Genomic DNA, 22,992 nt, shown 5'->3' on the forward strand with positions numbered 1-22,992 from the left:
TTGTGGATAATGCCGCTATCATTTCGGGGTTCAGTTCCTGTCTGCCGTTTGCCGAAGACAGTATTCAGTTAATTCATAATCTGAAGCTGGGCAAACGCGTTGAAAGAAAACCCTGGTTTAAATCCGACGACGAGGCAATTAAATGTGGGTTCGATGGCAATAAACATATTGCCACGCTGGATCATACGGATGATAGCGCATTAGATCTGCTTTATCGTCTGATTGACGATGCACTCGGCCAGGCAAACCTGGATGCACAATGGCTGGCCGGGTGCAATGCTCGGGTTTATTTAACCGGTATTGGCCCGCGGGTCGATGGTATGGCCTATAAAAGTTTCTACAACAAAAATGACATTGAGGATATTTATCTTTCAAAGTCATTGATGCAGTTGCATGTCGATAATATGTCGCAGGATCGTATTGCCGGACATCTTGCGCGTAAATATAACCTGCAGTATTTACCCCCCAATATGAATTGCACCAGTAATTCAGCCCTGACGGCGGTGCATTTAGGCTGCCAGGCTATTGAGCATGGCGGCGTAGATATTGTGTTAGTCGTGAACTGCTCGAAAATAAAAACCCAGGATATCTGGTTTCTGGATACCCAGTCGATGCTGGATAGCCATCTTGTTCAGCCCTTTGGTGAAAACAGTCAGGGGGTGCTTTTCGCTGAAGGTTATAGTGCGATTCTGCTGGAAAATTGCCGTCACCGTCGTGCCAGAAAAGCAAAGGGAGGGGTGCGGCTACAAACAACCTATACCCAAATCAGCGCGGGCAGAAGCAACGACAGTTCCTGGCTTAGCACCAATATATTAAAAGTGATGCAGGCCACGATGAAAAAAGCTGAACTCGACCCGGAGGCATTATGCGCGATTATCCCCCACGGTAATGGCTCATCCGTCAGTGATAAAGCGGAAGCCAAAGCGATAGAGATGTTTACTGAGGGGAATACCATCCCGGTACTGGCCTATAAAGGCCAGATTGGCTATACCGCCACCGGCTCAGGGATTGTCGATTTAATTATTGGGCATCATTCGCTAACCCAGCGAGAGCTTATTTCACCCGTTGGCAACGACACCATTATTGATGCCGTTGCTCAGCATGTCCTGATTGACCAGGGCGTTATTGGACATCAAAAAAATCATCTGCTTAAAGTCGGGGTAGGTGTCGATGGCTCAATTATTGGCGCCGTGATGTCTGATATTCATCCAGGCTGTTGAACGATCATGGAGAGTAACATGTATTTATCCTCATTTTCGCTCATTGAGCCGGAAGATAAATTTTATTTCTATCAGCCCAGCTGGTTAAACGCCTGGGAGGCGCATTTATTTAATAAAGCGCTTAAATCAACCCATGCCAACGGCTGGGGCTTAAAACGTTTTGGTACGCAGCCGGAGTTATATCCCGGTGAGATGATCCGTAATCCTCAGTATCAAAAATACCTTGAAGCGATGGAGCAAGCGGCAGATAACGCCCTCATGGCGCTGCCGGCGAAAGAGCGGATGAGGCTGTTAAAGCAGCGGACGGCATTTATTTATGTCGATTCCTGGGGCGAATCCGGGCCGTTTGAAAATATCTCCAGCGCATTACACATCTCAATGATTGATACGCTGCCCAAAAACCTGGTGAAGAAATTTTCTGTGAATTCACCCACCTGCAAACTCCGGGGGGAGAGGCAATCTTTCATTCAGGCCATGAGTCTGGCAAAGGATTACCTGAGCTGGGATGTGTTTGATTACGTGGTGATCTGCGCCGCCTACCGGGCGATCCCGGTGCTGGTCTTTTCGGACGAAGATATTGCGCTCAAGTGGAGAGAGAAGCACAAGGGTAAAGCCCAGGATGTCAATTTAACCGTCGAGCGTGCGGGATGTTTCATTTTTAGTCAGCAGGAAAGTGCGATCAGGGTAAACGGCGGGCAATACGTGCTGGCAGATACCCTTGAGAACACGGACGCTGCGGATCGCGTGGCGTTTGCTGGTCTGCGGAAAGAGATGCTGACTCGCTCAACCGTTTCGCCGGTAAAGACGTTAGATCTGGTCGACACCTATGGTGCCAGTGGCTGCCTGACGCCGGCATTAAGCTTTGCGTATATCCAGCAGGCGCCGCATTTCGCAGGAAAATTAAGAACTGTCGTTCCTGACAGGCAGTTCGGTTACAGCTATTTCGACATTGACTCGTGCAAGGAATAACGGCAACCCATGAGCGGAATAATTAAAGAACTCCCAATGCTATCGCTGAACAATATCTATAAGAGTTATGGCTCGGGCGAAGGCAAAGTCGATGCACTGAAAAATATTAACCTTGAAATAGAGAAAGGCGAGTTTTTGGCCCTGTGCGGCCCTTCCGGCAGCGGCAAAAGTACGCTGTTAAATATCCTGTCGGGTATTGATAAGCCCAGCTTTGGCTCGGTGATGTTTCTGAGAAAGTTACTCAATAATTTACCGGAAGAACAATTATCGGAGATTCGCGGCAAGCATCTGGGATTCATATTTCAGTTTTTTAACTTGATACCCGTATTGAGCGTCTTTGATAACGTTTTTTTTCCGCTGGTATTAAACGGTCATACCAGCAAAAAAGAGGCGAAAGAGCGGGCGCTGTATTTTATCGAGAGCGTCGGGCTGATGGGATATACCGATCGTAAGCCGGGCCAGCTTTCGGGTGGACAGCAGCAGCGCGTGGCTATCGCCCGTGCGCTGGCGCATGACCCTCAGGTGGTGATTGCCGATGAGCCGACCGGGAACCTCGATCTGGTGACCGGTGAAGCCATCCTGGATCTGCTGCTGAAAATCAACCAAGAGACGCGTACCACTTTCATTATTTCGACGCACTCAAGCCAGCTGAAAGAGCGCGCACGGCGTGTCGTTGAAATTAAGGACGGAGTGTTAGTTCATGATTCACAATCGTAATTTTTTCATTCTCTGCTGGCTGCTGATCTGCATGGCCTATGCCGGGAGCGTTAAAGCCGCAGCGGCCCCCGTGGCTGAGCAGGTGATAAAAAATGGCTTCCCGGCGCAGGCGGAAAAGCTTGCCGATATCACCCGTGCGTTGTTTACCGAATACAAGGCCCATGATAACGCGCTGTCGCTGGTTTTTTATGCCTACGGCATGCTGCGCCAGGCAGAGCATTCCCTCAAAACGAATGACCTGATCCGGGCGTCTGAATACGGCAAAACGGGCTTTTTCTACCTTGATGAAGCGGTAGATCTTAATGAGGGCAATCTGCTGGTGCGCTACATGCGCGCCCGTGTCGACGCTTACCTGCCAGCGGATATTGGACGCTGTGTGGTGACGTTAAAAGATACGGAGCTGATGGCGAAAAGCCCTGAGGTATTTAATGCCGGGTTGATGAAGCACATTGACGAAATGCGCTATCGCGCGCTGCTGAGCTGTAAACGTACCGCTGAGGCAGAAGCGCTACTGGCACACATTGAATTGCGTAACGCCAATTCAGCATTACCGCTGGCTTCTGGCGATGCGCCAGAGTGGGATATCAACGAAGTGACAGAGGTCTTGTTACCGCTGGTGAAAGGGAACTAAATGTCCGGGGTTATGGTGTTAGCGAATAGTGTTGTTGTCCTGATTCTGATTTTTGTCCTCTGGTGCGTATTATTCCGCTCGCGGGACGTGAAGTTTGCTTTTTTAAACCTCTTTCGCCACAAGAGACGATCGTATTCCACCATTGCCGCGATTATGCTCGGTGGTGTGTCGATTTTTCTGTATGGCGGGTTTATCGATTACTCTTTCTGGATTTTGAAAGAGCAAACGATTCGAACCAATATTGGGCATGTGCAAATTTATAATGAAAATTATTTCCAGACGTCGAATAAGAATAAAAGCCTGATTGCAGATTATGCAGCCCTGAAAAAAGCGATTCTCAACGATCGCGATCTCGCACCGCATATTTCGACGCTATCCGGTCAGCTGGAATTTACCGGGGTGATTTCGCAGTATGAAAGCGAAACGTCCAGTTATTTTTCCGCACTGGGTGTGGAGCCTCTGCCTGCCTTAAAGCTGGGATCGTTTGATAAATTAATTTCCGGCAGCGACCTGTCCCGGGTGCGTACGGACGAAATCACGCTGGGCAGTGGGCTGGCGAAAACGCTTAATGCCCGCTATGACGACTGGCTGGATGTGCTGGTGGTGAATACTGAGGGCGGGCAGGGCGCGTTATCGATGAAGCTTCGCGGCATCTTTGAGTCCGGTATTAAGGATTACGATGATGTGGCAATGAAAATCCCGCTTGATACCGCGCAGCGCATCATGGGGACCAACAGCGTCAGCAAGGTGTTAATACTGCTGAAGGACGAAGATACCGCCCTGTTCAGCGCCAAACTGCGCCAGTTTATTACGAAGCATCATTTACCGCTGATGGTAAAAGACTGGAAAGAGACGTCGATCTTTTATCAGCAAGTGGAAGGCTTATTATCCGGGATCTATTTCTTCATTAAGCTCATCGTCGGGTTGATCGTAATCTTTATGATCGGCAATTCGATGACCATGAACATTATTGAACGTACCCGGGAAATTACCACCCTCAGGGCGATTGGCCTGAAACCGCTGCACGTTACAAGGCTGTTTTTACTGGAGGGGATTTTTATTGGCATTATCGGCGCCGTTGGCAGTCTGGCGACAGGTTATGCCATTGCCTCCGCCATCAATCTTTACGGTATTGCGATGCCGCCGTCACCGGGACAAACGCTGGGCTATACGGCATTTATTAAAACCGACAGCGTCGCGCTTACCTGGATAACCCTGGTATTACCGATCCTGGCCGCCACCGGTGCCTCTGTGCTGCCCGCATTACGTGCGTCACGGCTGAATATTTCAGATGCTTTTAAATTTTCGTAAGGAAGCGATATGAAACGCGTTGTCATCATAAAACTGCTCTTTTGTCTGGGCCTGTTTTCCGCAGGGGCGTTTTCAGCCCCGGTGGATAACAAAGCCTCAGAGATTATTCGCCGTGCCGATGAGGTGCGTTCCCCGAATAAACCTTTTCGCTACACCCTGACCATTTATGAATATAAGTCGGGAGCGTCTCAACCTGACAATAAGCAGGTGCTGGATATTTCCATGCGCTTTATGAAACCCGAAGGGGAAATGAAAGCCGACGCCCGTTCGCTGGCACGGTTTATTTATCCCCCGCGCGACAAGGGCAAAGTGCTGCTCTCTGACTGGTACGATCTTTGGTTCTACACCCCGGAACTTCGTCGCCCGGTTCCCGTTTCGCGCCAGCAGCGTCTGGTGGGACAAATTTCCAATGGCGACGTCATTGTGACCAATTTTGAGTATGCCTACCACGCCACCCTGCTGGGTGAAGAGCCGTGCGGCGAAACACAGTGCTATAAGCTGGCGTTAGTGCGCAAAACGGATGATGTCACCTGGCCAAAAGTTATCTATTACGTCGAAAAAGAGGGGGAGAACCGTCCTTTTAAAGCGTCGTATTACTCTCTGGATAATCAATTGATTAAAGACGTGTTGTATCAGGATTTTCAAATGGTATTAGGGAAGATGCGTCCGATGAAAATTATCGTCCAGGAGGCCCGTCACGGTAAAAGCTATTCCGTGATGGAGTACAGCGATGTTCGCCTGGAATTCTTGCCGGAATCCCACTTTACTCGCGAGTCTATTCAGCGAGGTGTCAATTGAAACGCACACTCATGGGGTTAACCCTGGCACTCTCCGCTCTGCCGGTGAGCGTACTGGCGGACTGCCTGTCCGGCTCCGACGTGGCTAAAAACAGCACGGTCACGCTGTATGAGCAGGTGTCGCTGGTCAAAAAGCAAATCTCAGACTGGCGAATTGCTGGCCGAAACCCGTATACCAGACACAATATCTACAATGACGCCGGTGTGAATCTCACCAGCCGGTGCGCCGTTGTTGATAATGCGCTGGAACTGGACTTATCCCTCTACGGGCTGACCTGGTACTCCCCGCGTAAGCTGGGGGCATTTGAAGAGGACGACAGCCGCTCTCAACTGCTGATTGAACGTCTGAGACTGGTTTACGCCGTGTCAGACAGCGTGCAGCTTGAAGTGGGAAAACTTCAGGCGAAGCCAGGGCTCTTTTTCCTGCGTTCACCGTCCGATCTGACCCCGCATTACTACGCCGGGTTCAAACCGACGCGGCTTTACGATCCCGCGCTTCGCACGGCGTATCAGTCCTCGTCCTGGGCCGCGACGCTGTCAATGGATAACCGGGACGAGTCGCTCTCACTGACCGTGATTCCGAAGCTGGCGACGATCGGTAAAGACTACCTGACCTCCGGCAACTGGTCCGCGAACCAGCGTGGCAACAGCAGCGAGGCCTGGCTGTTGAGCTATACCTCACATGCCTTCCGTAACCATACGCCGGGAATGCGCATCCTGCTGGGTGAGTCGCAGTCGATTGCTGTTTCTGACAGCTATCACTACACCCCACAGCTAACCCTGAACGCCGAGATGGCCTGGCACCGGGAGCAGCGCTGGCGTCATCTCTCTGAGGAGAAAAGTGCCGAAGTCCAGAACTATGCCTTTCCTTCGTCGCTGTATGACGCCGGGGACAAAAATGGCGTTGAGCTGGCCGTTGGCGGGCAATATACCTCTGATGAATTTAACGTTTTCGGCCTGGAATATTATTACCAGAGCGAAGGGTATTCCCGCTCGGAATGGCGCAAACAGCGTGAGCTGATGACCTTCTTAAATACCCCGACAGGCTATGCGCCGCTCGACAGGGCATTTGATTCCTATAAGTACCTGATGGCTTCCGAGATAAGCAATACGGGCAATAAAGGCATGCTGCAGGGGAAACACTATCTTAACGCCTGGTCCAGCGTGCAGTTCACCCATCAGATTGCATTGCAACCCTATTTTATCCTCAACCTGATGGATAAAAGCACCATGGCGGGACTCCACATCAGCGCACCGCTGACCTTTATCGATGACCAGCTGGAAGCGTATACCGGCGTCTATTCCGCGCTGGGTAGCGCAAATTCTGAGTTTGCCTTCTTCGGTGATGTCGCCGGTGGCTATGTTGGCTTTAAGTATTACTTATAAGGAAATGACTATGATGCGTGATAATCCATCGCAGCCTGTGGTGCTGCTGTTTTCCGGCCAGGGAAACCCGGTGATTGGTATGGGCAGCGATCTGTGGGATCTGAATGCTACGACGAAACAGATCTGGGATTGTGCCAGCGATGTGTCGGGTCTCGATTTGCGCCGACTCTGCCTCAAAGGGCCGATGAACAGGCTGATCCAGACCACGGTACAACAGCTGGCCGTTACGGCGATCAACGTATCGCTGTACAGCCTCTGCCGCGAGCGCTTCCCGGCGCTCCGCGTCGTGGGCGCCTGCGGCCATAGCGTTGGCGAATACAGTGCGCTGTACGCGGCAGGCGCAATTTCGCTTGAGACCCTGTTCCGGACGCTGCATTTTCGTGCCAGCACCATGGATGCGGTGAGTAAAAAACATAAAGGCGCGATGCTGGCGCTGAAGGGGGCCAATTTTGCCACCCTGAGTGACATCATCACCCGCAGCGGGATCGCGCTGGATATCAGCTGCGACAACACACCGCGTCAGCAGGTGATTGGCGGAACGCCGTCTGCGCTGAGTGATTTTGCGAAAGTGCTGGCGGACGAAGGCTATGAACCCATCAAGCTCGGCGTTAGCGGAGCCTGGCATACCCGTTTAATGGCTGAGGGCGTGCCGCTGATGCGGGATTTCCTGGCGGGACAGCCTTTCACCTCGCCGGCTTATGACGTGCTGATGAACGTGACAGCCAGAATAGAAACGGCACCGGACATCATCAAAGAAAACCTCTCCCTGCATCTGACGCATACGGTGAAATGGGCTGATTCCATGGCCAGGTTCATCCATCATCCAGAACAACCGCTGTTCCTGGAGATGAGCAACAAGCCATATCTGGGACAGATGCTGAATGATTTTGCCGGTTTCTCTTCCGAACGTGTCCTGCACTGCAGAAAAGCTTTAGAGATGTGATGGCCGAGCTATGATTCCTGATTATTTAACCTTCATCCGTTTTCAGGATAAAAGGAACGTTCTTTTTATCTATATCGTGACGTTTATCCTGCTGGCTTTTTACTGGAAAAATGCCGGTTTCTCTTTTTCCCGGCAAGATGCCTGGGTAGCGAGCGGTATTTTCGCGCTGATCCTGTACAGCTTTATTGCCGATCTTAAGGCCTTCTGGGCCTATAAATGTGCCATCAAGAATATTGATTTATCGTTTTTTATCGGCAAAAAAAGCCCGAAGATAAAGGCGTTCATTTTTGAACCGTTGGTTGTGTTGGTCATCGCTACCCTGATGTTTGCAGGTATCATCGCGCTCCTCCTTGCGCTGGCTCAGCCGGGGATTGTGTTGCTGATTCTGGCCCTCGTTGCGCCGCTGCTTATCTGGGGAATGTTTGCCGCACTGCGCTATATCTATACGTTGCAGGTCATTGAATCAGCCAGAGACAAAGTCAAGTACACACGGCTTTCACAGTATGTGGCCGTCGCTGTCATCATGAGCGTGGTGTTGAATCTCCTGACGATAAGCCCGTTACGTAACAGCGAGCAGTTTGACCTCTATGGACGCTACTTCACCTTAACCGCCATCATTACCATGGTGGTGCTCTGCGTGGTGGTGCTGGCAATCAACCTACTGTTCTTACGCTTTACCCGACGCTATGTTTTTCTTGGCCATCTGTTCCTTAACGAGATTGACCTCTATTTCTCCCCGTCAATCCCGTGGCGGACGCTGTCTGAGAAACCCCTGTGGTTAAGGCTGGCGATGCTGGTGGGGGTTGAATGTCTCTGGTCGGCTGTTATCGGTGTGCTGCTTACGCTTTCGGGATGGCAGGTCTGGTTTGAGGTCTATTTCCTGCTCTGTTATCTGCCGTGTCTGGTGTACTACACGCTGCATACCTGGTGGAAATGGCATACCGACTTTATGATGTCGAGCGATATGTATCTGCGCTGGGCGGAGATCAGCAGAGAGAACTCGCTCTGGTAGTGACCTTATTGCCGGGATAAAAAAAGCCAGACCGTCATTGCTGACGGTCTGGCTTTTTACTACGCCCGTTTCGCTTAGCTCATTTTCATCCATGACAGCAGCATGGAAGCGCTGGCAATGACGTTAATATTGGAAATATAGCCGTCGTAGCGGTTGTTAATGGCAGAAAGCTGATTATTGAAATGATCGTTTTCTGCCGTCAGCACGTCGAGCAAAGTGCGTTTGCCAAGGTGGTACCACTGTTCGTAGAACATGCGGCGAACCCGATCCGTTTCACCTGACAGACGATCGTAATCATCGGCGCGCAGGAAGGAGGAGTCACGGACCTGGATCTGATAGTTGATCTGATACTCCAGATCTTTGTAACTCACTTCATATTGCTGCTGCGCCATATTGGCTTTCGCGCGCGCCGACATCTCGGCGGCACGCTGAGAGCCGCCGCTAAACGCTTCCCACTCGACGTTTAAACCGGTATACCACCCGGCCTCGTTACCGTTGCTGTCTTTAGCAGTGCTTTTGGAGATCACCCAGTTCACCTGTGGCAGAGCCGAGGATTTAATGCTTTCTGCCTCATACTCTGCCGCCCGTACTTTGGACTGCAGGTTCAGCATCATCGGATTTTTATCCAGCGCGGAGAGGGCCACTGAGGCCGGAATGACCGTGTCGTGCCAGCTTATGCCTTCCGGTAATTCAGGCTCGATCCCCAGCAGGCGCACCAGTTTGATTTTGCTGGCGCTCAGCTGATGCTCAATGTTATCGAGACTCGCCTGGGCCGACATCAGTTTTGCTTTTGCCTGTACCAGTTCACTCTCTCTTCCGCGGTCCGCCTGAGTAATTTGCGACAGCATGGTGACCAGCTCTTTCATGCGGCCGACATACTGTTTCGCCACGACCTTACTGCGCTGGTAGCGCCCCATATTCATCAGTTCAGACACGGTGTTATAGGCCAGCTGTTCGCGGGAATACTCTTTTGAATAACGGGCTGCTTTTGCCGTTTCCAGAGAGTTGTCCACCTGGTTGCTGATCCTTCCCCAGTCAATAATCGGTGTATTGACGGAGACCGTGCCGCTGGAGTCGCTGATATGGCTATTGTTGGAGGACGACTGACGATCGCCGCCCACGGTCGACAGCGGCGAGGTCACGCCCAGACGTACCTGTGGCATGCGTTGACCTTTTACCTGATCGACCATGTAGTCAGACGCCAGCACCTCAGCAGAGGCCGCCCGCAATTCAGGGCTATACGCCAGCGCTCTGGCCACCATGCTCCGCAGAAAGACAAGCGAATCCTGACTGCCGGCAAGGTAGCTCTGCGACCTGCCGCTGATGGCGTGCCGCGCATCTCCCTCCTGACGCACCCCGGCATACGCCGGGTCCGGTTTGTAGTACTCGGTGACGGGCGGGAAGAAGTCTGCGTTTTTCTTCAGCGCTGCCCGGCTTGCCGCTGGCGTTGGCGAGGCAGGGGTAAACTCCCGGTCTGGCGTTGCAGAAGCGTAACGCGCAGGGCGAGCAGTGGATGGCACCGGTACCGCTTTTTGCGTGCTGGCGTATTGTGACTGGGTACGCATAGCGGGTAATGATGTCTGCGATGTCGTACCCTGCGACGTTGTCCTCGGCACAGGCTGCGGTTCCCGGTTGAGCTGTGACTGGGTGCGCATTGGCGGCAATGACGCCAGGCTGCTTTTAGCCTGCGCAATGTCAGCCGCGTGGAGCGGAATGACAAAAGAAGAGCAGGGCAAGCAGAGGGCAACTGCGGTTGCAACCCTTGCCCAACGACGCTCTTTACGTGCCTTAACCATAAAATTATCTCTCCCTGAAGGCTTCGCGCGCTTTCAGTATCGGTTTGAGGATGTAAGACAAAATGGTCTTCTCCCCCGTTCTGATTTCTACGTTTGCCACCATTCCCGGTATGATCGGGAACGACTTGTCTTTTACCTGTAACGCGGCCCGGTCGGTGCGGACGAACACCCGGTAATAGGTGGAATCCCCACGCCCCTGGCGGGCTTTCTCTTCATCGATCAACGTGTCTGAACTGAGGTGTTCGACGACACCGTTTAATCCGCCATAGATGGCATAGTCGTAGGCGGTAATTTTCACCGTGGCGGGCAGACCGGGATGGATAAAGGCCACATCAGAGGGTTTGATTTTGGCTTCAACCAGCAGGTTATCTTCCAGCGGAATGATGGTCATGATCTCCGCCCCCTGTTGAATGACGCCGCCGCGCGTGGTCACCCGAATGTTGTTAACGGTGCCGCGCACGGGAGCCACCACGGTGGTACGGTTCATCACGTCCTGGCGCCCGCGCAGAATCTCTTCCGCCTGCGCCAGTTCAGATTCCAGACGGTTCAGCTCGCTGTTGGCATCGGAACGAAAGCGGTTAGTTCGCTCGGCGATCTGCAGGCTAAATTCGTTTGCCTGGCGCTTAAGGCGCAGGATTTCGACATCCGACATCAGCCCTCTGCGCGCCAGCGGCTCTGACAAACTGACTTCGTTTTGTGCCAGCGACAGGCTCCGTTTTAAAGCCTCTACGCTCTCATTCAGGGTTTTCAGGCGTGCGTTATAGGCCTGGGTCTCATCACGCACGATAGACTCAATCCCGGCGATATCCGGCGGGAAGGTCAGTGGCGTGTCGTAGGCTTCCGCCCTGAGGCGGGCGATGCTGCCTTTCAGCCCCTGCACTTTCGACAAGGATTCGCCATAGCTGGCCCCGGCGCGAGTCGGGTCAATTTTCAGCAGAACCTGTCCTTTCTCGACAATGTCGCCTTCCTGCACATTCAGCTCTTCGAGAATGCCGCCTTCCAGGCTCTGAATCAGCTGCTCACGGCTGGCGGGGATCACTTTCCCGTCGCCACGGGTAATCTCCTCAACCCGGGCGAAATGCGCCCACACCAGCGCCACCACCACCACCAGCGTGATGGTGTAGAGCATGATCATGCTGAAAGGGGTTTTCTGCGCGATCAGGGCTCCCTGCAGGTCGTGCATGAATTTCAGATCGTCTGCTTTCACTTTCCCCGTTGGCTGTGTGGGGGGTAATGCCAGCCCGGTGCCGGCTCTCTTCTGCGTAGCGTCCTCGTTCATCATCCATTCACACCTTGTTTCTGTTGCTTCTCTTCGACTGAATGCATTGCTTGTTTTTTCTTCAGTACATTCTCATTCAGGCTGGCCATCACCTGATCTTTTGGTCCGTCTTTAACGACATGCCCGTCTTCCATGACAATCAGACGCTCCACCAGGCTCAGCACCGACATGCGGTGAGTCACAATGACCAGCGTTTGTCCCTGCGTCGCCTCTTTTAACCGGCGAAGGAACAGGGTTTCCGTCATCGCATCCATGGAGCTGGTAGGTTCATCCATCAGCAAAATCTTTGGCCGCAGCAACAGGCAACGGGCGAGGGCGACAAGCTGTTTTTGGCCACCGGAAAGGCAATTGCCCATTTCGCCGATAGGCATGTCAAAACCCAACGGATGTCGGGCCGCCACGTGATCAAGCCCGGTCAGACGCACCACCCGCAGAAATTCTTCCGTGCTCACGCCCGGGTTACCTATGACGATGTTATGGCGCAGGGTGCCGTAAAACAGACGGCAGTCCTGCCCGACGTAGCCCACCGCGGCGCGCCAGTCCGCAGGATCTACCTGGGTTGCATCCACACCATCAATGAAAAGCTGTCCGCTGCTCTGCTGGTACAGGCGAGCCATGACGCGCAGCAGGGTAGACTTACCGCTGCCGATTTTGCCCAGAATGGCCACCTGCTCCCCGGCTTCGATGTTGATATTGATGTTGTCCAGAATGCGTGGCGCCACCATCATTCCCGGTACCGGGTAGGTGAACCCCACCTTTTTCAGACGCAGGCTGCCGGTGAAATTGGGGGTCGGCAGATAATTGATGAGCGCGTCGCGCTCGGTCGGCGTTTCCATCAGCTGGTTCAGGGATTTCAGCGCGGTTTTGGCGTGCTGATAACGCAACGCCAGCCCGACCACAGAAGCCAGGGGCGCAAGAGAACGGCTGGACAAGATCACCACCCCAATCATGGCCCCCATCGTCAGTTCCCCGGCGTGGATTAAATAGACGCCAAGCACCACGATGCAGACGGTGGTAATTTGCTGCACAAACGAGACAAAGTTGGTGGTTAGCATTGAGAGATAGCGGGTTTTCATGGAGGACGCTGCCGCCAGTGCGCTGAAGTCATCCCAGCGCTTTTGCATGACCCCTTCACCCTGGGCGGCTTTTAACGCCTCAAGCCCTTCGATGCTCTCAATAAGCAGACCCTGCTTAAGCGAAATTTCCCGGACGTTTTCTTCCATATAGCGACCCAGCGGCCACTGGATAATGACGCTGACAATCAAAATGAGCGGCATCGCGACCAGCGGTACAACGGCCAGTGGGCCGCCAATCATGTAGATGATGAACATAAACAGCAGACAGAACGGCAGATCAGACAGCGTGGCGAGGGTCGCAGAGGTAATAAAGTCGCGCACGGCCTCAAAGTCGCGCAACTGGTTAGCGAAGGTTCCGGAGGATTGCGGCTTGTACTCCATGCGCATCGACATCACCTGGCGAAACAGCTTTGCTCCGAGGATCAGATCGGCTTTTTTACCGGCGATGTCGATCAAATATGCGCGGATTTGTCGGCTGGCAAATTCAAAGATAATCGCAATGACCACGCCAATGGCCAGCGACCAGAGGGTGACGTATGCCTGGGTGGGGATCACGCGGTCATACACGTTCATGGTGAAGAAGGTGCCGGCCAGCGTAAGAATATTTGCCAGCAATGCCGCCAGCGCCGCGCTGTAGAAATAATGCCGGTAGCGCCACAGCGTCGAATAGAGCCAGTGACCTTCATCCTGGGCTTTCGGTAACAGCTGGTCTTCGGCGCGTGCATCAAGCGTAGGTTTTGGCGTCGTGACAAGGGCGTAACCGCCATAACCCGCATGGAGTTCCGCCTCATCAAGCACCAGCGTCCCTTCGTTTTCAGGCACCACTATCTGGTAAGTGTATTGCCCGCGCTTTCCATTGCGCGCGGTAAGCATGCAGTATGTCCCGTCCTTGCGGGCAATAAGCAAAGGGAACAGCCAGGAGGAAAGGGAATTTAGATCGCGCTTTACCCATCCTGCGGATATGCCCATCTGCTCAAGCATACGCAGCGCCATTTCAGGCTCGAGCTTGTCGCTTTTTGGCAGGCCAGCGTACAGCACCTCTTTGCTGGCATACTTCGCATGATGTCTACAAAGCCATTCAACACCCCACAGAAGAGAATCTTTTTCAGGGGCGTCAATATCATTAAGAGCGTGCTCTGAATTAATTTTTACCGTGGAGAAATGTGTGTTCATTTTCGAATTCAGACCTGTAGTTGCGTTCCTCACTTAGATTTAAAAAGTAAAGAATAGTGTATTTAAAAAAGACCGGGGGCATCCGTAAATACAGCGGGTGACGCGGATGGATTATGCTGAAAATACAAGCTCTGGTAATAGCTTAGTGTAGGGGGTTACCCCTCTGATACACAATAAAGAAAAGTAACTGTCCCTTTAAGAATACTCTACGTACAATTTGTTATGCTGCTGTTTCACCATTCTTTTTTATACGCGTGATGGGTTAACTGGTGAGCCGTGAAATGGGGACGCCCAGCTTTGTTTCTATCCTTATTTTCATCGCGTAAATGTTTTTGACATTCGTGGCATTTTTCATGGCGATCTTTTTAGGTAATTGCCCTTTATACAATTCAGCAAATAATGCATATTCATTCGCACTCAGTTTGGCTCGTTTTTCTGACGGACGTATAATTTTACCCATAAATGACTGGCTGACCTTCATTTTAATGTCTTCGGACATATCATCATGAAAAATGACCGTGCTGATGATCGTATCTGTCGTGTCGTTGTAGAACCAGTAGTGCGCAATAGCCGCCATTTTTTTATCAGCGATCAGAATTAAACGCGTGTTTTTGAACTGAGCTAACCAATTGTTTGATAAGAAGTAATTGATGTTTTTGTAATTGAAGTCTATCACGACAATGGGTTGCGAAATTATTTTTGTATTAATTTCAGTGAAATACTGTAAAACTCCTTCTATCAGAAATGCGTTATTTTCAGGCCAGATATAAAATTCTGTTCCGCAGCATTCATCATGCTTTGCGGTACGAATGGAAGCATAGGCGCATTTATGAATACACCCATAACAGCGCATAGTGTTGTTGTCGTGATTAATAGGTTTAATAGTAATTATATCCATGTGATAAAACGCTATGCGTCCATATAATATATGTAAATATTAAGTAATATATCAATAATCAGATTATTCTTGCATTACGGAAAAATACGCGTCACAGTAAGATTACGCTCTGTTCGTCCAGGAATTATCGACAGAGCGTATTCGCGGTGTTTACGCTAGCTTGCAAGACGCGTGATAGACACGCCCAGTTTGCGTTCAATCCTGTTCTTCATGGCGTAAGTGTTTTTCACACTGGTGCCGTTCCTGTAGGCGATTTTCTTTGGTGACCAGCCATTAAAGAGGAATGAAAACAGGTTGTATTCATTCTGACTCAGTTTGGGTCTGTTACCTGTCGGCTTAATCGTTTTCGCCAGGAATGTTTTCTTCAGTTTCGCCGCGACTTCTTCTGCGGTATCGTCATAAAAGATAACGGAGCTGATGGTGGTTTCTAACGTGTCGTTATAAAACCAGTAATGCGCAATTGCCGTCATCTTTTTATCGGTGACCAGAATTAGTCTCATGTTTTTGAACTGATCTAACCAGTTATCGGATAAAAAATAATTAATGTTTTTGTGGCTGAAGTCGATGATCACCACCGGCTGCGAAACGTATTTGTCGCTTATCTCACCAAAATGGTGGCGGATACCCTCAACTAAAAAAGTATTATTATCAGGCCAGATAGCATATTCCAGTCCGTTACAATCATGGCTTTGGCCACGTTCCAGGGTATTAAAGCGGCATTTCTTTTCACAGCCATAACAATGCATGGCTGGAGCATGACAAACCGGTTGTCCGTCAGTATGAGATAAATAAATTGGGTTGTTAGTGGCACTGTACATATTATACCTCACACGCAATGATGTCTTACGATAATAACATTGAAGAGGGTCTTACCGACGCCGTCGTTCTTTAGGAATAATCATATGATGTACCAGGCATTATTCTTAATTAAATAGTCTGAAGTGAGGGTGTAGAGTTCTTATTAAGATTTAAATTCCATAAAAACAATAAGTTAGTGAATTTCTTAAATGAGAGTGAGATTTGTTTACTGTGTTTTAAAATGTTGTAATTGTTGTATTTTAGTTAACTTTTAATGGCCTTTTTTAATTATCAGAATAGCGGGGTGGAAATCGATAAATATGGGTTAAAAATGACTTTAGTTTATTAACTAAAGTAATCAAGGTTGACGCATGAAATAGCAAAAAGCGCTTTCCAGGAAAGTCATTTTCTTATTTTTATGACATGTTATTGGATAATATCCGATCGTTTCGCCGTCATTATCCTGAATGTTATTCGCCGGGTTCCCTGAGAAAATAGCCGGTAACATAATCTCAGGTTAACAAAGTGTAAACAATATTGGTGCATTGATTTAACAATTGATCGTTTTTGGTGCGTTATTTGCACTTTTATTGTGCAAATGGCGTGCAAAATGCGCTCTGGCATAACGCCCCACGCGTGTCTGATGTGCCTGAGATCTCTTTAATAATGAGCAGGTTGCTCTTTTTATCACGTAAAATATTTGAACCAATGCACAATTGGTTCGTTTATTGCTTAATCATTAGCACGGTAAGTAGCACGTCATATCAATAACTTATCGTTAATAAAAATAAAAAAATGATGAAAGCGAGCGAACCAATATGGAAAAACCGTCACGGTTTCTGGCAAATTCCAGCACCGCGCTTGAGCAACTGCGTGGGCTAATCAACCAGCATGAGTCAACACCAGGCACTCCGCTGCCCACGGAACGTGAGCTGTCGGAGACGCTCGGCGTAGGACGCCGTGAAGTGCGTCGTGCGCTGGATGTGCTGGAAGAAGAGGGGCGCATCTGGCGTAAGCAGGGCAAAGGCACCTTTATCGGTCCTTCTGCCCCTGTCGAACCGCTGGCCCTTCAGGGATTGGTTCAGCAAACCAACCTTCTCGAAGTGATGGAAGCTCGCCTGCAGCTCGAACCCGGCTTAGCCCGGCTTGCGGCACTGCGTGCCACCAGGGAAAACCTCGCGCTAATGCAGCGCATGCTGGAACGCATTGATAAGGTCAGCCCGGATGACCGCGATCTCAACGAACTGTGGGACAGCGCCTTTCACCGCGCCATTGCGGAGGCCGCGGGTAACCGCCTGATGCTCGGCCTGTTTGATGCCATTGATGCCGTCAGACGTGAACCGGGCTGGCAGCACCTGCGCGAATTAGCCCGCACGCCCGAACGCGTCGACAATTATAACGACCACCATCACAAGATCATGGCTGCGATTATCCATCGCCAGCCAAATGAGGCCGCGGCCGCCATGCGCGAACACCTGCTCAGCCTGCAAACCGCCCTGATCCATGCGATCCACCTTGAGGACGACTTCACGCTATGACGACGATCCCATTTAACGATCCCACGCCTGTTCTGCGCGTACGCAATCTGAATGTCAGGTTCGCCGGCTCGCCGGTGAGCGTGCTGGAAGATATTTCACTGACGGTTAAAGCGGGCGAAACCCTGGCGCTGGTGGGGGAGTCAGGCTGCGGGAAAAGTATCACCTCATTAGCGCTGATGGGCCTGTTGCCCGCCAGCGCCCGGATCGTCAGCGGGGAGATGCATTTTCGCCGTCACGATCTGCGCAAGCTTACACCGCGGGAATATGCCGACCTGCGCGGAAGCGAGCTGGCGATGATTTTCCAGGAGCCAATGACCTCGCTTAATCCGGCATTTACGCTGGGGGATCAGCTAAGCGAAGCGGTCATGCGCCATCAGAGCGTCTCGCGAACAGAGGCGATGAAGGTCGCGCTGCAGATCCTGGAGAAGGTGCAGATCCCGGCCGCAGAGATGAGGCTGAAGGCGTACCCCCACCAGCTTTCCGGTGGCATGCGCCAGCGCGTGATGATTGCGATGGCGCTGATTAACCACCCGAAACTGCTGATTGCCGATGAACCGACCACCGCCCTCGACGTCACCATCCAGGCGCAAATTCTCGCCTTGCTGAACACCCTCAAAGAAGAGACCGGCACGGCGGTGCTGATGATCACTCACGATTTAGGCGTGGTGGCAGAGGTCGCCCAGCAGGTGGCGGTGATGTATGCCGGGCAGGTGGTGGAGCAGGGAAGCGTGGAGGCCATCTTTGCCGACCCGCAGCACCCGTACACCATCGGCCTGATGGGGTCGATTCCCTCTCTGGGCGCACGTAAGGGCCCGCTTTCCACCATTCCCGGATCGGTGCCGCTGGCGGAATTCATGCCGAAGGGCTGCCGTTTTGCCACCCGTTGTCCGTTTGCGCAGGCGCGCTGCCATGCTGAAAAACCACCGCTCACTGCGCAGGGGGGCGGCCATCAGGTCGCTTGCTTCCGCGTACCGCTTGAACACCACATTGCCCTGGGAGAGACCGCATGACCACGCCGATCCTTGAAGCCTGCGATCTCAGCAAGCTGTTCCCCGGCCCTAAAAAACTCTTTACCCCGGCCCGGTTTGTGACGGCGGTCGACCGCGTGTCGCTGGCCGTGATGCCGGGCGAAACGCTGGCGATTGTCGGGGAGTCGGGGTCCGGGAAATCCACCCTCGGTCGTCTGCTGCTGCGTCTGCTGGCCGCCAGCGAAGGGCGCGTGTTTTACCAGGGGGAGGAGATCACGCATGCCTCGGGCGCGCGCCTCAACCAGCTCCGGCGCGAGCTGCAAATTATCTTTCAGGATCCCTTTGCCTCGCTCAACCCGCGCATGACGGTGGAGCAGATCGTTGGCGAGCCGCTGTGGCTGCACCAGAACATGAAAAAAGCGGACCGCCAGTACCGCGTAGCTGAACTGCTGAAGACCGTTGGCCTGCCTGCCGCCTGGGCCGGACGTTATCCGCACGAGTTTTCTGGCGGGCAGCGTCAGCGCATTGGCATTGCGCGCGCGCTGGCGTCGGGACCCAAACTGCTGCTGGGTGATGAACCTGTCTCCGCGCTGGATGTATCCGTGCAGGCCCAGGTGGTGAATTTGCTGGAAAGCCTGAAGCACCAGCTGGGGCTAACGATGGTGATCGTCGCCCACGGTCTGGCGGTTATCCGCCATATGAGCGATCGCGTGGCGGTCATGTACCTCGGGCAAATTGTCGAGCTTGCCACCGTCGATGAGATTTTTGACGCACCGCTGCACCCTTATACCCAGGCGCTGATCGCCTCGGCGCCGCAGATGCAGCCCGGCGCGGAACGTGACGCCCCGCTGTTGCAGGGAGATTTGCCGAACCCGGCCAACCCGCCGACCGGCTGTCGCTTCCATACGCGTTGCCCGTACGTCACTGACGAATGCCGCCAGGTTGAACCCATTAACCAGTTCCTGGACGGTGGACGTCAGGTGGCCTGTCATCGCTGGCAGGAGATTAATCGCGATCGCAGTGTTATCCAGATTGCACCGCCATCCGCTGTTTTTCTGCGCCGCCGCGCGCTGTTTGAACACGCGGCCACTCACTCCTCCCTTCCTTCAAGGAACTCATGATAATGACAATGCGTAATTCTCTTTTGACCGTACTGGGAAGTGTTATGTTGCTTGGCGCGGCGCTGCCCGCCCATTCTGAAAGCGTGCTGCGTGTGGGGCTGGGTGCTGACCCGGACATGCTCGACCCGCATCTGGCGCGCACCTACTATGGCCGCTTCGTGTTTGCCTCCCTGTGCGACAGGCTGGTGGACGTGGATGAAAATCTGAAGGTCGTGCCTGGTCTGGCGAAAGACTGGGCCTGGAGCGACGACGGCAAAACCCTGACCCTGAATTTGCGCGAGGGCGTCACCTTCCACGACGGTGAGAAATTCGATGCGGCCGCCGCAAAATACAACCTCGACCGCGCCCTGACCTTAAAAGGCTCCCTGCGTAAAAGCGAGATTTCCTCCGTGGAGTCCGTTGAGGTCACAGGCCCGATGCAGATTGCCCTGCACCTGAAAACGCCGGACGCCGCGCTGCTGATGCAGCTCACCGACCGCGCGGGTGCGATGATGGCCCCAGACGCGGCGAAAAAGCCGGATTTTGCCGCCCATCCCGTCTGTTCCGGCCCGTATAAATTCGACAGCCGCGTGTCCCAGGACCGCATCGTTCTGACGCGTTTCGACAATTACTGGAACAAAGACGCCTACCACTTCGACAAAATTATCTATCTGCCGATCCCGGATGCCTCCGTGCGCCTGGCGAACCTGCGCGCGGGCGATCTCGACCTGACCGAAGGGATTGCCGCCAGCGACGTCAAAACCGTCGAATCCGACAGCAAGCTGGCGCTGGCAAAAGTGACTGGTCTGGGCTATCAGGGCATTACCTTCAACATCAATAACGGCAAGGTACCGGCGAACGATCCGTTCAGGGACGCCCGCGTGCGTGAGGCGTTTTCTCAGGCCATCGACCGCGATGCGCTAAACCAGGTGGTCTTTGAAGGGCTGTATACGCCAGCCAACCAGCCGTTTTCGACGGTGAGCCCGTATCACGTCAATCTGCCGGTGCCACCGCGCGATGTCGACAAAGCCAAAGCGCTGCTGAAAGCGGCAGGCGTCACCACGCCGCTGACCGTCAACCTGCTGGTGCCGAACAACCCAACCTCGCAGCAGGTCGGTCAGGTGCTGCAGGCGATGGTCGCCGAGGCGGGCTTTAACCTGAATCTGCAGATGACCGAATTCGCCACGCTGCTGGATCGCCAGCAGAGCGGTGATTATCAGCTGAGCTTCTCCGGCTGGTCGGGTCGCCCGGATCCGGACGGCAGCATCTACGGGTTTATTCACAGCAAAGGCACCCTGAACGACGGTCGCTACAGCAACGCCCAGGTCGATGAGTGGCTGACCCAGGCGCGTCTCAGCAACGACAAAGCCGTTCGTCAGCCGCTATACGACAAGGTAGTGAAGCAATTGCAAACCGACATGCCGATTGCCTGGCTCTACTTCGAGCCGCGCATTTTTGGCCTGAACAAGAAAGTGCAGGGCTTTAAACCTTACCCGGACGGCATCGTGCGTCTGGCTGGCTTAACGCTGGCGAAATAAACGTCCTGAGGAGAGCCCATGCTGGAACTGATTTGCAAACGTCTGCTGCTGGCCATCCCGACGCTGTTGCTGGTGAGCATGATGGTCTTCGGGCTGCAAAAACTGCTGCCCGGCGACCCGCTGATCGCCATGGCCGGGGAGGAGCGCGATCCGGCGGTCATCGCCCAGCTGCGTGCGGAGCTGAATCTCGATGCCCCGATCCCGGTGCAGTATTTCCACTGGCTGACGCGCGCTCTGCAGGGGGATCTGGGTGTCTCCTTGCGCACCCACGAACCGGTGACGCAGTTAATTGCCAGCAAGCTGCCGGTCACGCTGGAGCTGTCGCTGCTGGCGATGATTGTTGCGCTGGTGTTCGGCATCAGCATGGGGATCCTCGCCGCAGTGTACAAAAACAGCTGGGTCGATCACGGGGCGAACTTTGTGGCGATCTCCGGGATCTCAATACCGCACTTCTGGCTGGGGATCCTGCTGATTCTGGTCTTCTCGGTGAACCTGCAGTGGCTGCCCGCCTCCGGCTACGTGCCGTTCAGTGAAGATCCGATCCAGAACCTGCGTACGTTGCTGCTGCCGGCAGCCGTGCTTGGAACCGGTCTGGCGGCGACGCTGATGCGCCATACGCGCGCGTCGATGATTGCGGTCCTGAAAGCGGATTACATCCGCACCGCGCGGGCAAAAGGGCTATTGCCGAAAGCGGTGATCTTAAAGCACGCGTTTCGCAACGCGCTGGTGCCGGTGATCACGCTCACCACGCTGCTGTTCGGCGAGCTGCTGGGCGGCGCGGTACTGACCGAGCAGGTCTTCACCATTCCGGGCTTCGGCAAGATGATCGTCGACTCGGTGTTTAACCGTGACTACGCGGTGGTGCAGGGCGTGGTGCTGATCGTGGCGATCGGCTTCCTGCTGCTGAACCTGCTGGCCGACGTGCTCTACGTCCTTATCAACCCGAAAATGCGAGGTTAACGATGGCGGAACTGACGACACAAACCGTTGTGCCTGCGCTGCCGCGCGCGCAGAGCCGGGTGCTGAAGAAATTCCTCGCGAACAAGAGCGCAGTCGCTGGCGCAGTGATAGTGGGTTTCTTTGTGCTGGTGGCGCTGCTGGCGCCATGGGTAGCCCCGTTCGATCCGGTCAAGGCCAACTTCCTGGCGGTGCGCAAAGCGCCGTCGGCGATGTACTGGTTCGGCACCGACGAGCTGGGGCGCGACATCTTATCCCGCATTATCTGGGGGGCGCGCACCTCGCTGATGGCGGGCTGCATGTCGGTGGTTATCGCAGTTGTCATCGGCGTGCCGCTGGGGCTGGTGGCAGGTTACTTCCAGAAGATGTGGGATGGAGTGATCTCGCGCGTTATCGAGGCGCTGCTGGCCTGCCCGTTCCTGATCATGGCGATCGCCCTCGGGGCGTTTTTAGGCCCGAGCCTCACCAACGCGATGATCGCCATCGGCCTTTCCGCCATGCCGATCTTCGCCCGCCTGACGCGCGGCCAGGTGATCGCCATTCGCAACGAAGAGTACATCGACGGCGCGCGGGCGATTGGCCTGCCGGATCGCTGGATCATCATCAAATACGTCCTGCCCAACGTGATGTCGCCGATCCTGGTCCAGGCCACGCTGGCTATTGCCTCGGCGATTATTGCCGAAGCCAGCCTGTCGTTTTTAGGGCTGGGGCAGCAGCCGCCCAACCCGTCCTGGGGCTCGATGCTCAACACCGCGAAAGGGTTTCTTGAGCAGGCGCCGTGGATGTCCATTTTCCCCGGCGTGGCGATTTTCCTCGCCGTGCAGGGCTTTAATTTACTCGGCGACGGGCTGCGCGATGCGCTCGATCCGCGCCATGACTAAGGAG

General features: G+C 53.5%; 20 protein-coding genes. 15 read left to right on the forward strand and 5 right to left on the reverse strand.

Going from position 1 to position 22,992, the window contains the following annotated elements; genetic code table 11:
* Nucleotides 1–2: 2 nt before the first annotated feature.
* The 9 genes from C1N69_RS04220 to C1N69_RS04260 are packed head-to-tail and all read left to right on the forward strand — an operon-like array spanning nucleotide 3 to nucleotide 8,986.
* Complete coding sequence (locus tag C1N69_RS04220) at nucleotides 3–1,220, forward strand: beta-ketoacyl synthase (RefSeq protein ID WP_155030727.1); 1,218 nt, start codon at nucleotides 3–5, stop codon at nucleotides 1,218–1,220.
* A gap of 18 nt (nucleotides 1,221–1,238) precedes the next feature.
* Nucleotides 1,239–2,189: an ATP-binding protein gene (locus tag C1N69_RS04225; protein ID WP_155030728.1), complete on the forward strand. Its 951-nt coding sequence runs from the start codon at nucleotides 1,239–1,241 to the stop codon at nucleotides 2,187–2,189.
* A 9-nt stretch (nucleotides 2,190–2,198) separates the two neighbouring features.
* Complete coding sequence (locus tag C1N69_RS04230) at nucleotides 2,199–2,906, forward strand: ABC transporter ATP-binding protein (protein ID WP_155030729.1); 708 nt, start codon at nucleotides 2,199–2,201, stop codon at nucleotides 2,904–2,906.
* Nucleotides 2,890–3,537, forward strand: coding sequence for a hypothetical protein (locus C1N69_RS04235; RefSeq protein ID WP_155030730.1), 648 nt, complete (start codon nucleotides 2,890–2,892; stop codon nucleotides 3,535–3,537). The genes C1N69_RS04230 and C1N69_RS04235 overlap by 17 nt, the downstream gene beginning before the upstream one ends.
* Nucleotides 3,538–4,848, forward strand: coding sequence for an ABC transporter permease (locus tag C1N69_RS04240; RefSeq protein ID WP_094919489.1), 1,311 nt, complete (start codon nucleotides 3,538–3,540; stop codon nucleotides 4,846–4,848).
* 9 nt (nucleotides 4,849–4,857) lie between these two features.
* Nucleotides 4,858–5,646, forward strand: coding sequence for an outer membrane lipoprotein-sorting protein (locus C1N69_RS04245; protein ID WP_155030731.1), 789 nt, complete (start codon nucleotides 4,858–4,860; stop codon nucleotides 5,644–5,646).
* On the forward strand, nucleotides 5,643–7,031 hold the full coding sequence (locus C1N69_RS04250) for a hypothetical protein (protein ID WP_155030732.1): 1,389 nt from the start codon (nucleotides 5,643–5,645) through the stop codon (nucleotides 7,029–7,031). Before C1N69_RS04245 ends, C1N69_RS04250 begins: the two co-directional genes overlap by 4 nt.
* A 10-nt stretch (nucleotides 7,032–7,041) precedes the next feature.
* Nucleotides 7,042–7,974: an ACP S-malonyltransferase gene (locus tag C1N69_RS04255; RefSeq protein WP_155030733.1), complete on the forward strand. Its 933-nt coding sequence runs from the start codon at nucleotides 7,042–7,044 to the stop codon at nucleotides 7,972–7,974.
* Between the two features lie 10 nt (nucleotides 7,975–7,984).
* Nucleotides 7,985–8,986, forward strand: coding sequence for a hypothetical protein (locus C1N69_RS04260; RefSeq protein WP_104556769.1), 1,002 nt, complete (start codon nucleotides 7,985–7,987; stop codon nucleotides 8,984–8,986).
* 74 nt (nucleotides 8,987–9,060) lie between these two features.
* Here C1N69_RS04260 and C1N69_RS04265 read toward each other — a convergent pair whose 3' ends face one another.
* The 5 genes from C1N69_RS04265 to C1N69_RS04285 all read right to left on the reverse strand — a co-directional run bounded on the left by C1N69_RS04265 (nucleotide 9,061) and on the right by C1N69_RS04285 (nucleotide 16,026).
* Nucleotides 9,061–10,782, reverse strand: coding sequence for a TolC family protein (locus C1N69_RS04265; RefSeq protein WP_155030734.1), 1,722 nt, complete (start codon nucleotides 10,780–10,782; stop codon nucleotides 9,061–9,063).
* Nucleotides 10,783–10,786: 4 nt separating this feature from the next.
* Nucleotides 10,787–12,064, reverse strand: a complete 1,278-nt coding sequence (locus tag C1N69_RS04270) for an HlyD family type I secretion periplasmic adaptor subunit (protein ID WP_370513386.1) — start codon at nucleotides 12,062–12,064, stop codon at nucleotides 10,787–10,789.
* Entirely contained in the window at nucleotides 12,061–14,310 is a 2,250-nt protein-coding gene (locus C1N69_RS04275) for a type I secretion system permease/ATPase (RefSeq protein ID WP_095452307.1), read from the reverse strand. Before C1N69_RS04275 ends, C1N69_RS04270 begins: the two co-directional genes overlap by 4 nt.
* A gap of 262 nt (nucleotides 14,311–14,572) precedes the next feature.
* Entirely contained in the window at nucleotides 14,573–15,208 is a 636-nt protein-coding gene (locus C1N69_RS04280; protein WP_155030735.1) for a hypothetical protein, read from the reverse strand.
* A 155-nt stretch (nucleotides 15,209–15,363) separates the two neighbouring features.
* A complete protein-coding gene (locus tag C1N69_RS04285) occupies nucleotides 15,364–16,026 on the reverse strand; it encodes a helix-turn-helix transcriptional regulator (RefSeq protein ID WP_155030736.1) in 663 nt (220 codons plus the stop codon).
* A gap of 798 nt (nucleotides 16,027–16,824) precedes the next feature.
* Between C1N69_RS04285 and C1N69_RS04290 the strand changes: the two genes are divergently transcribed.
* Genes C1N69_RS04290 through C1N69_RS04315 form a run of 6 tightly spaced genes read left to right on the forward strand, consistent with a single transcriptional unit; the run spans nucleotide 16,825 to nucleotide 22,988 of the window.
* Entirely contained in the window at nucleotides 16,825–17,544 is a 720-nt protein-coding gene (locus tag C1N69_RS04290) for a FadR/GntR family transcriptional regulator (RefSeq protein ID WP_095452305.1), read from the forward strand.
* The gene (locus tag C1N69_RS04295) at nucleotides 17,541–18,554 is read left to right on the forward strand and encodes an ABC transporter ATP-binding protein (protein ID WP_095452304.1); all 1,014 of its coding nucleotides are present in this window, start codon (nucleotides 17,541–17,543) and stop codon (nucleotides 18,552–18,554) included. The genes C1N69_RS04290 and C1N69_RS04295 overlap by 4 nt, the downstream gene beginning before the upstream one ends.
* On the forward strand, nucleotides 18,551–19,633 hold the full coding sequence (locus tag C1N69_RS04300; RefSeq protein ID WP_155030737.1) for an ABC transporter ATP-binding protein: 1,083 nt from the start codon (nucleotides 18,551–18,553) through the stop codon (nucleotides 19,631–19,633). Before C1N69_RS04295 ends, C1N69_RS04300 begins: the two co-directional genes overlap by 4 nt.
* 2 nt (nucleotides 19,634–19,635) lie before the next feature.
* On the forward strand, nucleotides 19,636–21,150 hold the full coding sequence (locus C1N69_RS04305) for an ABC transporter substrate-binding protein (RefSeq protein WP_179958051.1): 1,515 nt from the start codon (nucleotides 19,636–19,638) through the stop codon (nucleotides 21,148–21,150).
* Between the two features lie 18 nt (nucleotides 21,151–21,168).
* Entirely contained in the window at nucleotides 21,169–22,110 is a 942-nt protein-coding gene (locus tag C1N69_RS04310; protein ID WP_045285101.1) for an ABC transporter permease, read from the forward strand.
* Nucleotides 22,111–22,112: 2 nt separating this feature from the next.
* A complete protein-coding gene (locus C1N69_RS04315) occupies nucleotides 22,113–22,988 on the forward strand; it encodes an ABC transporter permease (RefSeq protein WP_094919478.1) in 876 nt (291 codons plus the stop codon).
* Nucleotides 22,989–22,992 lie beyond the last annotated feature (4 nt).

This window comes from Enterobacter sichuanensis (assembly GCF_009036245.1).
Classification (GTDB): domain Bacteria; phylum Pseudomonadota; class Gammaproteobacteria; order Enterobacterales; family Enterobacteriaceae; genus Enterobacter; species Enterobacter sichuanensis.